This window comes from Providencia sp. 21OH12SH02B-Prov (assembly GCF_027362595.1).
Classification (GTDB): Bacteria; Pseudomonadota; Gammaproteobacteria; order Enterobacterales; family Enterobacteriaceae; genus Providencia; species Providencia zhejiangensis.
In genome coordinates this window covers 734,446-746,708 of record NZ_CP114796.1, presented here as the reverse complement: position 1 = coordinate 746,708, position 12,263 = coordinate 734,446, and the positions used below count along the sequence as shown (strand labels likewise).

Genomic DNA, 12,263 nt, shown 5'->3' with positions numbered 1-12,263 from the left:
ATGGATCCGCACTTTCAGGACACGTGTTACGGTCCTGTAACCCAAAATGTTTTAAAAAAAGCCGCTAAGATTAAATTGTTAATCTGTGATGTCGACGGTGTCATGTCTGACGGCCAAATTTACATGGGAAATAACGGCGAAGAGCTGAAAGCATTTAACGTGCGTGATGGTTACGGTATTCGCTGTTTATTGACCTCGGGTATCGACGTGGCCATTATCACTGGCCGAAAGGCAAAATTGCTTGAAGATCGCGCAAAGACACTCGGTATTACATATCTTTACCAAGGACAGAGCGATAAGCTTTTGGCGTATCATGAACTGTTAGATACACTAAAAGTAAGCGCGGAAGAGACAGCCTATATCGGAGATGATCTTATTGATTGGCCTGTCATGGCAAAAGTTGGGCTATCTGTAGCGGTTGCTGATGCACACCCATTGCTACTACCAAAAGCCGATTACGTTACACGCATTGGTGGTGGTAAAGGAGCAGTTCGTGAACTTTGCGATTTAATCCTGATTGCTCAAAATAAACTGGAAGAAGCTAAAGGCTTATCGATTTAAAGAATAAAGACACCCATGAGTAACGCTAAAAAGTGGTTAATTATCCTGTTATCCTTGATAGCACTTGGCCTGATCGGTTGGAACCTCGCTGGTTATGATACCAGCACCCCAACAGCAGGCGTTATAGATAACAGTCAACCTAATTATCAAACTGATGATTCAGTGACATTCGTCTATAATCCAGCGGGTGATTTGGCCTATAAACTTGTATCAGATAAAATTGATAATTATACGGCAGACAAACTCACTTGGTTTACTAACCCTGTTTTGACAACTTATAACGAAGCAGGCGTACCGACATGGACGGTGCGGTCACTCAAGGCCAAACTGACGAATGATAGAGTGCTCTATTTGTATGACGATGTCCAAGTCGATAGTTTAAGCCCTGATTCACAAATTCAGCGAATTTCAACCCAAAGTGCTGTCGTTAATCTGATAACACAAGATGTTTCATCGGATGATAAAGTTACCATCATCGGGCAAGGCCTTAATTCTACTGGTTTAAAAATGCGCGGTAACCTGCGTTCAAGAACCGCAGAGTTAATTGAAGATGTAAAAACTCATTACGTGCTACAAAAAGAAGAGCAAAAAAATGAATCAAGTAAATAAAAAGCGTTTTATTCAAGGAGCCGTTGCCAGCGCAATTTTTGCTCTTAGCGTACCAGCTTCCGCATTAAAATCTGATACACAACAACCGATGACAATTAACTCAGTCAAGCAGTCCCTTGATTTAGAGAAAAATGTCACCACATTTACAGATGATGTTGTGATTAAACAAGGTTCTATTGATATCAGAGCCAATAAAGTCGTGGTTACGCGTCCTAGCAGTAACTCTGACAAAATTACGATAGAAGCGTTTGGTAATCCAGTGACGTTCTATCAACTACAAGATGATGGTAAGCCAATTAAAGGCCGAGCAGCGAAAGCACGCTACGAAGTGGATAAAGAACTGCTGACATTAACAGGTAATGCCTATCTTGAGCAGTTAGATAGCAATATTAAGGGTGATAAAATTACCTATATCGTGCCGACACAACAGATGGAAGCATTTAGCGATAAAGGCAAACGCGTCACCACAGTATTATTGCCATCACAGTTACAAGAGAAAGGCCCCGCGGCAAACAACGGAAAGAGTAAATAATCGTTATGGCGACATTAACCGCTGAGAATCTGGCAAAAGCCTATAAAAAACGCAAGGTCGTTGAAGATGTCAGCCTTGAGGTGAAGTCTGGTGAAATTGTTGGTTTACTTGGCCCTAATGGTGCGGGTAAGACAACCACCTTTTATATGGTGGTCGGAATCGTCCAGCGAGATGCAGGTAAGATTACCATTGATGGCGAAGATATTAGCCTGTTGCCTCTTCATGAACGCGCACGCCGTGGTATTGGCTATCTGCCTCAAGAAGCCTCAATTTTTCGCCGCTTGAGCGTTTATGATAACCTGATGGCAGTGCTAGAAATACGTCATGACTTAAATTCAGACCAACGTAAAACACGTGCTGAAGAGCTAATGGAAGAGTTTAGTATCACCCATTTGCGCGATAGTATTGGTCAATCGTTGTCAGGTGGGGAACGTCGCCGTGTTGAAATTGCTCGCGCATTAGCCGCAAATCCGAAATTTATCTTGTTAGATGAGCCGTTTGCTGGTGTTGACCCAATTTCAGTATTGGATATCAAAAAAATCATCCAACATTTACGTGACTATGGTCTGGGCGTGTTGATCACCGACCATAACGTGCGAGAAACACTCGATGTCTGTGAAAGAGCTTATATTGTGAGCCAAGGGCACCTGATAGCACACGGAACACCTGAGATGATCCTCGAAAATGAACAAGTCAAACGCGTTTATTTAGGGGAAGGCTTCCGTCTATAAGTTATTAGTCATAGACTCTAAAATAAGTCGAGCATCGCTAGGTGACAGAGACACGATTTGTTGAATGTCTTAATAAATCAGAAAGCAGGTCAACAACATTCGCTAGCGATACCGTCACTGGTTGTATGACAAATATATTTTTGAGATGGAGATAAAAGACCATTCATGAAGCAAAGTTTGCAGCTCAGAATCAGTCAGCAACTTGCAATGACACCCCAACTGCAACAGGCTATCCGCCTGTTGCAGCTCTCTACACTTGAGCTACAACAAGAAATCCAACTCGCTCTAGAAACCAACCCCCTTCTAGAACAAGAAGAAAATGCCAATGAATTAGATTCGCTGGATGACATCGATATCGACACTGATAGTAGCGAAATCGATACCAAAGATGCTCTCGAAAAGGGTGATATGCCTGATGAGCTCCCACTGGATGCCAATTGGGATGAGATTTACACCGCTGGCACACCTTCAGGCACCAGCAACGACTACAGTTTCGATGAATTACCGGTCTACCAAGGGGAAACGACACAAACCCTACAGGACTATTTGCAGTGGCAATCCGAGTTAACCCCTTTTACCGATACGGATCGTGCTATTGCGACAGCAATTATTGATTCTATTGATGATTCAGGCTATCTCACCACATCAATTACCGATATCCATGAAGGTATTGATAACCCTGATATCACTTTGGAAGAAGTGAGCGCGGTTTTAAAACGAATCCAACATTTTGATCCCCTTGGAGTGGCGGCACAAGACCTTAAAGAATGTTTACTCATTCAGCTATCTCTCTATCCGAAAAATACCCCTGGATTAGAGGAAGCTCGCACGATTATTCGCCAACACATCGATTTACTGGCAAATCGCGATTTTCGCCAGCTCACTAAGCTGACTCGATTAAAAGAAGATGCACTAAAAACCGCTATTGATCTGATATTGACGTTGAATCCCAAACCCGGCCAATCCATCAATACCGGAGAGTCTGAATATGTCATTCCTGATGTTTTAGTGAAAAAAATCAATGGACACTGGCAAGTTGAATTAAATACAGATAGCATCCCTAAACTAAGTATTAACAATCACTATGCTTCACTGATAAAAGATTCAGTAAGCGAAAGTGATTCACAGTATATTCGTAGCAATTTGCAGGATGCTAAATGGCTGATTAAGAGTTTGGAAAGTCGCAATGAGACCTTGTTAAAGGTCGCAACTTGCATTGTTGAACAGCAACAAGAATTTTTCGAACTCGGCGATGAATATATGAAACCCATGATATTGGCTGATATTGCTTATCAGGTCGATATGCATGAATCGACAATATCGAGAGTCACAACGCAAAAATATCTCCATAGCCCTAGGGGAATTTTTGAATTGAAGTATTTTTTCTCTAGCCATGTGAGTACCGATACTGGAGGAGAAGCTTCCTCAACGGCAATACGTGCGTTAGTGAAAAAACTGGTTGCTGCTGAGAATCCAGCAAAACCATTGAGTGACAGTAAATTGACCAGCATGCTGGCCGAACAGGGCATTCAGGTTGCTCGTCGAACTGTCGCTAAGTACCGTGAATCGTTATCTATTCCGCCCTCAAATCAACGTAAAAAGTTGGTTTAATTGACAAAGTAAGGAAGATTGTATGGAATTTCAGATTACTGGACACAATATCGAAGTCACCCCTGCATTGCGTGAAACTGTTGAGAAAAAAATCAAAAAATTGGAGCAATTATTTGATCGTATCAATGGTATTCAAGTCGTTTTAAAAGTTGAAAAAGTTCAGCAGATTGCTGAAGCAACTGTGCAGGTGAATGGTGCAGAACTCCATGCGTCAGCTGAAGAAAACGACATGTACGCAGCAATCGACCTACTGGTAGACAAATTGTCACGCCAGTTAACCAAACATAAAGAAAAACTGAGACAACACTAGTCTATTTATGGTGAAATCACTCAGTGATTTATGACCAATAAATAATTAAAACCAGATAGCGTACCCCGCTATCTGGTTTTGTAGTCCTAAGCGAACAATAAAATGAACAGTGATATAGAAATCCAATTAAGCGCCGTATTATCACCAGCCTGTACACGTAATAACCTTGTCTGTACTAGCAAGAAAAGGGCTCTCGAGATTATTAGTGAACTCGCTGCCGCAGAGTTGGGATTACCGGAAAATACGGTATTTGAAGCATTACTCACCAGAGAAAAAGTCGGAACAACAGGTATTGGTAGTGGGATCGCCATTCCTCACGGTAAGTTAGCAGAAGGTGAACATACGCAAGCTGTTGGCGTTTTTTTGCATCTTGAAGAGCCTATTGCCTTTGATGCCATCGACAATCAACCTGTCGATCTGCTTTTTGCATTACTTGTGCCTGCCGATCAGTGCAAAACACACCTGCACACGTTATCGTTAATCGCCAAAAAATTAGCAGACAAATCTTTTTGTAAGCGTCTCAGATCGGCACAAAGCGACGCTGAGCTATATAGTATTATTACTGAGTAATCTATAATTGAATGACTTTGTCATCACAGGGTTACATGTATATAAAATTTTGATATTTTCTATATAGCTGTACTGACATAAACTGTGATGTTTTAATAAGTAAGCAAAAGTTCGATTCAACTATCGAGATCATATGATCATCGAAAAGAAACAAAAGGGAGTTAGCTCATGGTGCTGATGATTGTCAGCGGCCGTTCCGGTTCGGGAAAATCCGTTGCCTTACGTGCGCTGGAAGATATGGGTTTCTATTGTGTGGATAACCTGCCGGTTGTGCTGCTTCCAGAACTGGCCAATTCACTCGCAGATCGTAATATTTCAGCCGCTGTGAGCATTGATGTGCGTAATATGCCCGATAACCCAGAGATCTTTGAAGAGGCATTAGATAGATTACCTGCTAGTTTTTCGCCTCAACTCTTGTTTCTGGATGCTGATCGCAACACATTAATTCGCCGCTATAGCGATACGCGTAGGTTACATCCTCTTTCCAGTAAAAATTTATCGCTAGAGAGTGCGATAGATGAAGAAAACGAGCTGTTAGAACCACTACGCTCTCGTGCTGATTTAGTGATAGACACCTCTGAAATGTCAGTGCATGAATTAGCAGAGATGTTGAGAACACGTTTAATGGGCAAACGTGAACGTGAGCTCACCATGGTGTTTGAATCTTTTGGTTTCAAACACGGTATCCCTATCGATGCGGATTATGTTTTTGATGTCCGCTTTTTACCCAATCCGCACTGGGATCCTAAATTACGCCCAATGACAGGGTTAGATCGCCCCGTTGCTGCATTCTTAGATAGGCATACTGAGGTCCATAACTTTATTTATCAAACACGCAGCTACCTAGAATTGTGGCTGCCAATGCTTGAAACAAATAATCGTAGTTATCTGACTGTCGCTATAGGCTGTACTGGCGGTAAACACCGTTCTGTTTATGTTGCTGAACAGCTAGCTGATTATTTTCGTTCCCGCGGCAAAAACGTACAGTCCCGCCACCGAACGTTAGAAAAACGGAAATAATGACACTAAAAGCGACCATCACCTTAAAAAACCGGCTTGGCATGCATGCTAGGCCGGCAATGTTACTTTATGAATTAGTTCAAAAATTTAACTCTAGAGTTATTTTACGCAATAATAATCATATCGAGGCTGAGGCGGATAGCGTTATTGCGATGTTGATGTTAGACTCTGAGCAAGGAAGTACCATTGATATTGAGGTTAGCGGCCCTGATGAAGATCAGGCTTTATCCGCGATAATTAACCTGTTCGAAAGTGGATTTGATGAAAGTTAGTATAATCAACCAATTATTTACGAACTAAATATCAGTTGTTTTACAACTATTGGCTCAGAGATCGTGATCATGATCTCTTCCTTTTGGAGCTTGAAGAGCCTAATATTTTATACAATTTTATCACAGCGACACCCCCTACCTTATTGGGTGGGGGGTGTTTGCTTTGTACGTCTCTATTGGAGTGTGGTATGACAAAGCCAACAATTATTATCAATGATTTAGATGCAGAGCGCCTAGACGCACTATTGGAACAAGCTGCTTATGCAGGTACCCCAGTTGCTGACGCATTGAATGATGAACTTGATCGTGCAGATATCCTGTCACCACAGGAAATTCCTGCTGACGTCGTCACAATGAACAGTACTGTGCGTTTTCTTGATTTAATCAGCAATGAAGAACGCACGCGTACGTTGGTTTATCCAGCATCATTAAAAGATAGTGCGGAACAACTCTCTGTAATGGCACCCATTGGCGCTGCTTTACTTGGTTTACGTGTCAATGATGAGATCAGTTGGGCATTACCTAATGGTGTTGAAACTCGCGTTAGAGTACTTGAAATTATTTATCAGCCAGAAGCGGCTGGTGAGTTTCACCGTTAATGCCCCAATAACGCGCTAGTACTGTGTTAGGGCCCATAAGGGCGCCTAACACATTTTGCCTTACCGTATCACCTTCACTCTTTTCAATCCCCATTTCATCACTTCTAAAGATGAGTGACTCAACTCATTCCATCAACAAATTCGTGGCATGTTTTTTTACCATATGCACGAACTGTTGACTTTCCTCTGTCGATACAAAACAACGAGCAGGAATAATAATGGTACTGACACGGTCAAAAAACAGGTATAACAAATCGCCATCTGTTCGGATAAACTTAAATTTTTCCCACTTGATAAATGAAGAGCCATATTCGCTGGTTTCATGAATGCCTTGCTCATCAAAATAATACTGCTTTTCAGAAAAAAGTAAGCTATCGGGATCAGGTATTGCACACCGGAAGGTCTGTAATATTCGAGCCGCTATAAATAAAAATAAGCACAGTGAAATAAGCAATGCCATCGAAATTTGGGCCAATGTGATGTTAAGCAGTTGCAACGCCACCACAAATACAACAATAAAAATGATAAACATCACCAAAGGAATGAACGAACTTTTCCCCTTATAAAAATAATTGTTTTTATAGCAGTAGTTATTGAACCGTATATATTCATTACGATTTAATGTTACTCGAATGGGGTCTACCATATAAACATATCCTATTGTGAGCAAAAAACTGAGGAGCAATCGCTCCTCAGACTCCTTTATACAACAAATGCTCGCTATAATGCCATTATTGGCCTGCAATGCTCATTTCAGGCAGTAGTACTGAACCACACTGAATATTGCTTCGCGTTTCAATATCATCTGCGATAGTAACCATATTCGCCCACATCTCTTTAAGGTTACCCGCAATAGTAATTTCGCTCACTGGGTATTGGATCTCACCATTTTCGACCCAAAAACCGGAGGCACCACGCGAATAATCCCCCGTGATCCCACTGACTCCCTGCCCCATCAATTCAGTGACAATTAGGCCTGTGCCCATTTGTTTTAACAGCGCTTCAAATGATAAACCTTGCCCTGCAATGCGCCAGTTATGGATGCCCCCTGCATGTCCTGTACTTTGTAGCCCCAACTTTCTAGCTGAATAGGAAGTCATCAACCAAGTTTGCAGCACACCCTTTTCAATAATATTGCGCTCGGTAGTACGCACACCTTCACTATCAAATGGTGATGAGGCGAGTCCACCGATTAAATGAGGCTGTTCATTGATGGTTAGCCATTCAGGCAAAATTTGCTTGCCAAGGCTATCCAATAAGAAAGAGGATTTACGATAAATACTGCTACCGCTGATTGCCCCAACAAGATGACCAAACAGCCCTGTCGCCACTTCAGCAGCAAAAATAACGGGAGCCTTCATTGTTGGCAGCTTTCTTGGTGATAAGCGTGCCAATGTACGACGAGCGCACTCTTGCCCCACCCATTCTGGTGATTTCAAAGCACTCAAGCTGCGTCCAATGGTATAAGCATAATCGCGTTCCATATCACCGTTTTGTTCCGCAATCACACAGCTCGACATAGAATAACGACTTGAACAATAGCTTTGTAGCATACCGTGTGAGTTACCAAACACGCGAACACCATAATGACCATTAAAGCTGCCACCTTCCGTATTCACAATACGTGAATCGACCTGAAGCGCTGCCATCTCGGCTTGTGATGCTAACTTTATCGCTTCCTCTGGTGTAATGTCGCTAGCCTGAAATAATTGTAGGTCAGGCGCTTCAAAAGCGAGTAGTGATTTTTCAGCAGGGCCAGCACAAGGGTCTTCCGACGTATAACGAGCAATATCGACAGCGGCTTGTACTGTGCGTTCAATGGCTGCTGGGCTTAAATCGGTAGAAGACGCACTACCTTTACGTTGATTGTGATAAACCGTGATCCCCAGCGCCCCATCACTATTGAATTCAACATTCTCTACTTCACCTTGGCGGGTACTGACACTAATTCCAGTGCTTTTATTCACCGCGACTTCAGCCGCATCACAACGGCTTTTTGCAAAAGAGAGCGCTTGTGCGACCGCATCTTCCAGTTTTTTACGTTGTTCACTGACTTGTTCAGTTAAATTCATCGACTCAATCCACATAAAATGGGGTAAACCTGGCTTTTTTACACCAACTCACAAATGTCGGGTAGTCATCAGGGCTTTTTCCCAGTTACAATACATAATATATGAATGTTAACATCCACAACGCGGCAGGTCATGTAATTACATCGCTGCGTTCTGTAAAAAGGAAATTGAGATATGGCCAAACAGCCTGAAGACTGGCTGGATGATGTACCAGCGCCACAAGATGAAGACGATGATGAGATCATTTGGGTCAGTAAAAGTGAAATTAAGCGCGATGCTGAAATTCTAAAAAAACTGGGCGCGGAGCTCGTTGAATTAAGCAAAAGTGAACTTGAGCGCATTCCACTCGATGCTCAGTTACTTGAATCCATTGAACTGGCACAAAAAATTAAGCGTGAAGGTCGCCGTCGTCAACTGCAATATATTGGCAAGTTGCTACGTTCTCGTGATGTTGATCCTATTACTGAAGCATTAGATAAACTAAAAAATCGTCATAACCAGCAGGTTGTCATTCTACATAAGCTTGAGGACCTACGTATTCGCCTTGTTGAAGATGGCGACAGTGTGATTGAAGAAGTGGTTGCTCTATTCCCTCATGCAGATAGACAACAGCTCAGAGCGCTCGTGCGCAACGCCAAGAAAGAACGTGAAAGTAACAAACCGCCGAAAGCTTTCCGTCAAATCTTCCAATACCTAAAAGAGCTATCTGAAAGCGCGTAAATTATCCTCCCCTATACCGAGTGAGATATAGGGGAAGATGTCAAAAATAGTGTCCCTCTAAGCACTACTTCGCTTCTTTTATATCAACGTCATATCCACCCATAATACCTTTTTAAGGTTCTCTATGGGGATGGCTGCCTCAATAATCGTTGACTCCTCAAAGAGCCCGTCAATTACCAATATATCCCAATTTTTGATCTCTCATCGTGCTTGAGCCCCCCACTTATCGCCGGGAGGAGGGTCGGAGGTTCATGATTTAAAAAATTAGCGATATCTTATCGTTTGGGGAAATTTTTGTGGGATCTTAGTATGGCTTTCTTCCATACATCGCCTTGAAAAGAGCGTTTTTAGCTGAGAAAAATGGGAAGCAGATTTTCTCAATAGTTAGATCTGTTTTTCACAGCCTGATTGTTCATCATCATTTTCACACACAAATATTAGGTCATCCCCCCATAAATCATGCGCATCGTGCATCATCGCGATGATATCGTCAAACGTCGATTTTTGCTCATCGCTAAGATGAGTAAAGACGATAGTAACAGGCAATTCGATACCTGCTGACACACTGTCCCACAACGCATCAAGGTTTTTACCAAACCAATCTGGCAATGAAAATTGCAGCTCAAATTGGCGATAAAAATCCTCAATGCTACTAATTTGTTGAAAATTAAAGATAACAACAGGACGGCTCATATCAATACTCTTTAATTAATTTCTTGAAAGCTTTTGTAGTGATCTCGCGTGACATAAATCATGCCATCTGAAGAGTATAGCAAACGGTCGGCACCGCGATGCCCACAGTTATAATTCAGATCAGCTTCATACCATTGGCGATTTGGTGCAATAGGTAAACGCTGTTCACGATTTGAAAAACGGTCACCACCGATAGCTTTACCTGGGAGCACATCACACAAGTTGCCTTGCTTAGGGTTCCATCCTGCCCGACGAGCTTCCTTTTTAGTGACATAAAAACGGGGCAATTGATGGTGTTTTTGCATATACCCCACCACATTGGCTTGTTTTGTTAGCTCATCTATTTGTTGAACATGTTGATTCTGTATTGCTTGCTCTGATGTTGAAGCAGGCTTTTCAGCCTGCTTTTTCTCTTGTTGCTCGCCCGCATTAAAATATAAGCTAAGTGCGATCAACACAGCCATCAACAGCATAGAAATAATACGTTTATTCATCATTACCCTCCTTGGCTTCTCGTTTAAGCTGTACCACCAACGGTCATTTTATCCAGTTTCAGTGTCGGCTGCCCAACCCCAACAGGAACACTTTGCCCTTCTTTACCACACACGCCAACCCCTTTATCAAGCGCAAGGTCGTTGCCTACCATGGAAATTTGCTGCATGGCTTCAACGCCAGAGCCAATCAAAGTTGCGCCTTTAACAGGCGAGGTAATTTTACCCTTTTCAATGAGATAGGCTTCAGATGTGGAGAAAACAAACTTACCCGAAGTGATATCGACTTGGCCACCACCAAAATTAGGTGCATAAATGCCTTTATCCACACTAGCAATAATATCCTCAGGTGTTGAAGAGCCTGCTAGCATATAGGTATTCGTCATACGCGGCATCGGTAAATGCGCATACGATTCACGCCGTGCATTCCCTGTTGGCGCAACCCCCATCAAACGTGCATTCAACTTATCTTGAATATAATTTTTCAAGACTCCGTTTTCAATCAACACATTATATTGACCAGGAACACCTTCATCATCAATAGCTAAGGACCCTCGGCGACCTGCGATGGTTCCATCATCAACAACAGTGCAAAGCGGAGAGGCGACCAATTCACCAATTTGCCCAGAGAACACAGAAGTGCCACGGCGGTTAAAGTCACCTTCTAAACCATGCCCAACCGCTTCGTGAAGGAGGACTCCCGGCCAGCCCGCGCCCAATACAACAGGCATCATACCCGCAGGCGCAGCTATTGCAGATAAATTAACCAGCGCCATACGCACCGCTTCTTTAGCATACTGCTCTGCTAGCACCTGACCTTGATGAATTCCAAGGAAATACTCATAGCCGTAGCGACCACCACCGCCACTGCCGCCACGCTCGCGCTTACCTTCATGTTCCACTAGCACACTGACTGATAAACGAACCAGTGGGCGAATATCAGCCGCTAATGTTCCATCTGTCGCAGCAACGAGTACCTGCTCATAAACACCCGTAAGGCTTGCATTAACTTCGATCACACGAGGATCTTCGGCTCGGGCTACCTGATCGACGCGATGCAATAAGGCAATTTTTTCTTCGCGAGATAAGCTTTGTAGTGGGTCCGTTGCCGAGTATAGCTTCTTGTAATCTACCTCGGTTAAAATCTGTGATTTGCCATGACCTTGTTCGTTAACAATGCTACGTGCAGCTGTCGCACTTTGTTGTAATGCCATCAACGAAATCTGATCTGCATAGGCAAATCCTGTTTTTTCACCATTTACAGCTCGAACACCAACACCTTGGTCAATATTATAAGAGCCATCTTTGATAATACGATCTTCTAACACCCATGCTTCGTGATAGCTCGATTGAAAATAAAGATCGGCATAATCGAGCTTACGCTCAGATAATAAACCTAATGTGTCATACAGTTTTTGGTGGTCAAGACCATTGGCAGCCAGCAAATGTTCGCTGACAGAAGCTAAACTCAT

General features: G+C 42.8%; 16 protein-coding genes. 11 read left to right on the top strand and 5 right to left on the bottom strand.

Annotation, left to right across the window (positions count from 1 at the left end):
* The 10 genes from kdsC (at position 1) to rnk (ending at position 6,815) form a co-directional block, all read left to right on the top strand.
* Positions 1-561, top strand: coding sequence for a 3-deoxy-manno-octulosonate-8-phosphatase KdsC (gene kdsC / locus O7C57_RS03555; protein ID WP_154624901.1), 561 nt, complete (start codon positions 1-3; stop codon positions 559-561).
* 15 nt (positions 562-576) lie between these two features.
* On the top strand, positions 577-1,170 hold the full coding sequence (gene lptC, locus O7C57_RS03550; protein ID WP_154624900.1) for an LPS export ABC transporter periplasmic protein LptC: 594 nt from the start codon (positions 577-579) through the stop codon (positions 1,168-1,170).
* Entirely contained in the window at positions 1,154-1,702 is a 549-nt protein-coding gene (gene lptA / locus O7C57_RS03545; RefSeq protein ID WP_154624899.1) for a lipopolysaccharide ABC transporter substrate-binding protein LptA, read from the top strand. The genes lptC and lptA overlap by 17 nt, the downstream gene beginning before the upstream one ends.
* Before the next feature lie 5 nt (positions 1,703-1,707).
* Positions 1,708-2,433 (top strand): LPS export ABC transporter ATP-binding protein, encoded by a 726-nt coding sequence (gene lptB / locus O7C57_RS03540; protein WP_154624898.1) that lies wholly within the window; start codon positions 1,708-1,710, stop codon positions 2,431-2,433.
* 165 nt (positions 2,434-2,598) lie between these two features.
* Positions 2,599-4,044 (top strand): RNA polymerase factor sigma-54, encoded by a 1,446-nt coding sequence (gene rpoN / locus O7C57_RS03535; RefSeq protein ID WP_154624897.1) that lies wholly within the window; start codon positions 2,599-2,601, stop codon positions 4,042-4,044.
* Between the two features lie 22 nt (positions 4,045-4,066).
* Complete coding sequence (gene hpf / locus O7C57_RS03530) at positions 4,067-4,354, top strand: ribosome hibernation promoting factor (RefSeq protein ID WP_154624896.1); 288 nt, start codon at positions 4,067-4,069, stop codon at positions 4,352-4,354.
* 102 nt (positions 4,355-4,456) lie between these two features.
* Positions 4,457-4,924 carry a PTS IIA-like nitrogen regulatory protein PtsN gene (gene ptsN / locus O7C57_RS03525; protein ID WP_154624895.1) on the top strand — a complete coding sequence of 156 codons (468 nt, stop codon included), beginning with the start codon at positions 4,457-4,459 and terminating at the stop codon, positions 4,922-4,924.
* A 168-nt stretch (positions 4,925-5,092) separates the two neighbouring features.
* The gene (gene rapZ / locus O7C57_RS03520) at positions 5,093-5,944 is read left to right on the top strand and encodes an RNase adapter RapZ (protein ID WP_154624894.1); all 852 of its coding nucleotides are present in this window, start codon (positions 5,093-5,095) and stop codon (positions 5,942-5,944) included.
* Positions 5,944-6,216, top strand: coding sequence for a PTS phosphocarrier protein NPr (gene npr / locus O7C57_RS03515; protein WP_154624893.1), 273 nt, complete (start codon positions 5,944-5,946; stop codon positions 6,214-6,216). The genes rapZ and npr overlap by 1 nt, the downstream gene beginning before the upstream one ends.
* A gap of 188 nt (positions 6,217-6,404) precedes the next feature.
* The gene (rnk, locus tag O7C57_RS03510; protein ID WP_154624892.1) at positions 6,405-6,815 is read left to right on the top strand and encodes a nucleoside diphosphate kinase regulator; all 411 of its coding nucleotides are present in this window, start codon (positions 6,405-6,407) and stop codon (positions 6,813-6,815) included.
* 124 nt (positions 6,816-6,939) lie between these two features.
* On the opposite strand, the gene O7C57_RS21535 is transcribed toward rnk, so the two are convergent.
* Together O7C57_RS21535 and pmbA are read right to left on the bottom strand one after the other, a co-directional pair.
* The gene (locus O7C57_RS21535) at positions 6,940-7,461 is read right to left on the bottom strand and encodes a YcxB family protein (RefSeq protein ID WP_269723631.1); all 522 of its coding nucleotides are present in this window, start codon (positions 7,459-7,461) and stop codon (positions 6,940-6,942) included.
* Between the two features lie 85 nt (positions 7,462-7,546).
* Positions 7,547-8,887, bottom strand: a complete 1,341-nt coding sequence (pmbA, locus tag O7C57_RS03500; RefSeq protein WP_154624890.1) for a metalloprotease PmbA — start codon at positions 8,885-8,887, stop codon at positions 7,547-7,549.
* Positions 8,888-9,061: 174 nt separating this feature from the next.
* Here pmbA and yjgA point away from each other — a divergent pair, with 174 nt between their 5' ends.
* Entirely contained in the window at positions 9,062-9,607 is a 546-nt protein-coding gene (yjgA, locus tag O7C57_RS03495) for a ribosome biogenesis factor YjgA (protein ID WP_154624889.1), read from the top strand.
* Between the two features lie 384 nt (positions 9,608-9,991).
* Here the strand turns inward: yjgA and O7C57_RS03490 are convergent, their stop codons facing one another.
* The 3 genes from O7C57_RS03490 to tldD are packed head-to-tail and all read right to left on the bottom strand — an operon-like array spanning position 9,992 to position 12,263.
* Positions 9,992-10,300 carry a barstar family protein gene (locus tag O7C57_RS03490; RefSeq protein WP_154624888.1) on the bottom strand — a complete coding sequence of 103 codons (309 nt, stop codon included), beginning with the start codon at positions 10,298-10,300 and terminating at the stop codon, positions 9,992-9,994.
* An 11-nt stretch (positions 10,301-10,311) separates the two neighbouring features.
* The gene (locus O7C57_RS03485) at positions 10,312-10,794 is read right to left on the bottom strand and encodes a ribonuclease domain-containing protein (protein WP_196713753.1); all 483 of its coding nucleotides are present in this window, start codon (positions 10,792-10,794) and stop codon (positions 10,312-10,314) included.
* A gap of 23 nt (positions 10,795-10,817) precedes the next feature.
* On the bottom strand, positions 10,818-12,263 hold the full coding sequence (gene tldD, locus O7C57_RS03480) for a metalloprotease TldD (RefSeq protein ID WP_163863009.1): 1,446 nt from the start codon (positions 12,261-12,263) through the stop codon (positions 10,818-10,820).

What these genes read in the sequence shown, in the direction of transcription:
- O7C57_RS21535 (WP_269723631.1), bottom strand. Translation starts at nt 7,461, where the DNA reads ATGGTAGACCCCATTCGAGTAACATTAAATCGTAATGAATATATACGG.
- rpoN (WP_154624897.1), top strand. Translation starts at nt 2,599, where the DNA reads ATGAAGCAAAGTTTGCAGCTCAGAATCAGTCAGCAACTTGCAATGACA.
- yjgA (WP_154624889.1), top strand. Translation starts at nt 9,062, where the DNA reads ATGGCCAAACAGCCTGAAGACTGGCTGGATGATGTACCAGCGCCACAA.
- hpf (WP_154624896.1), top strand. Translation starts at nt 4,067, where the DNA reads ATGGAATTTCAGATTACTGGACACAATATCGAAGTCACCCCTGCATTG.
- ptsN (WP_154624895.1), top strand. Translation starts at nt 4,457, where the DNA reads ATGAACAGTGATATAGAAATCCAATTAAGCGCCGTATTATCACCAGCC.
- npr (WP_154624893.1), top strand. Translation starts at nt 5,944, where the DNA reads ATGACACTAAAAGCGACCATCACCTTAAAAAACCGGCTTGGCATGCAT.
- tldD (WP_163863009.1), bottom strand. Translation starts at nt 12,263, where the DNA reads ATGAGTTTAGCTTCTGTCAGCGAACATTTGCTGGCTGCCAATGGTCTT.
- lptB (WP_154624898.1), top strand. Translation starts at nt 1,708, where the DNA reads ATGGCGACATTAACCGCTGAGAATCTGGCAAAAGCCTATAAAAAACGC.
- kdsC (WP_154624901.1), top strand. Translation starts at nt 1, where the DNA reads ATGGATCCGCACTTTCAGGACACGTGTTACGGTCCTGTAACCCAAAAT.
- lptA (WP_154624899.1), top strand. Translation starts at nt 1,154, where the DNA reads ATGAATCAAGTAAATAAAAAGCGTTTTATTCAAGGAGCCGTTGCCAGC.
- pmbA (WP_154624890.1), bottom strand. Translation starts at nt 8,887, where the DNA reads ATGAATTTAACTGAACAAGTCAGTGAACAACGTAAAAAACTGGAAGAT.
- lptC (WP_154624900.1), top strand. Translation starts at nt 577, where the DNA reads ATGAGTAACGCTAAAAAGTGGTTAATTATCCTGTTATCCTTGATAGCA.
- rnk (WP_154624892.1), top strand. Translation starts at nt 6,405, where the DNA reads ATGACAAAGCCAACAATTATTATCAATGATTTAGATGCAGAGCGCCTA.
- O7C57_RS03485 (WP_196713753.1), bottom strand. Translation starts at nt 10,794, where the DNA reads ATGAATAAACGTATTATTTCTATGCTGTTGATGGCTGTGTTGATCGCA.
- O7C57_RS03490 (WP_154624888.1), bottom strand. Translation starts at nt 10,300, where the DNA reads ATGAGCCGTCCTGTTGTTATCTTTAATTTTCAACAAATTAGTAGCATT.
- rapZ (WP_154624894.1), top strand. Translation starts at nt 5,093, where the DNA reads ATGGTGCTGATGATTGTCAGCGGCCGTTCCGGTTCGGGAAAATCCGTT.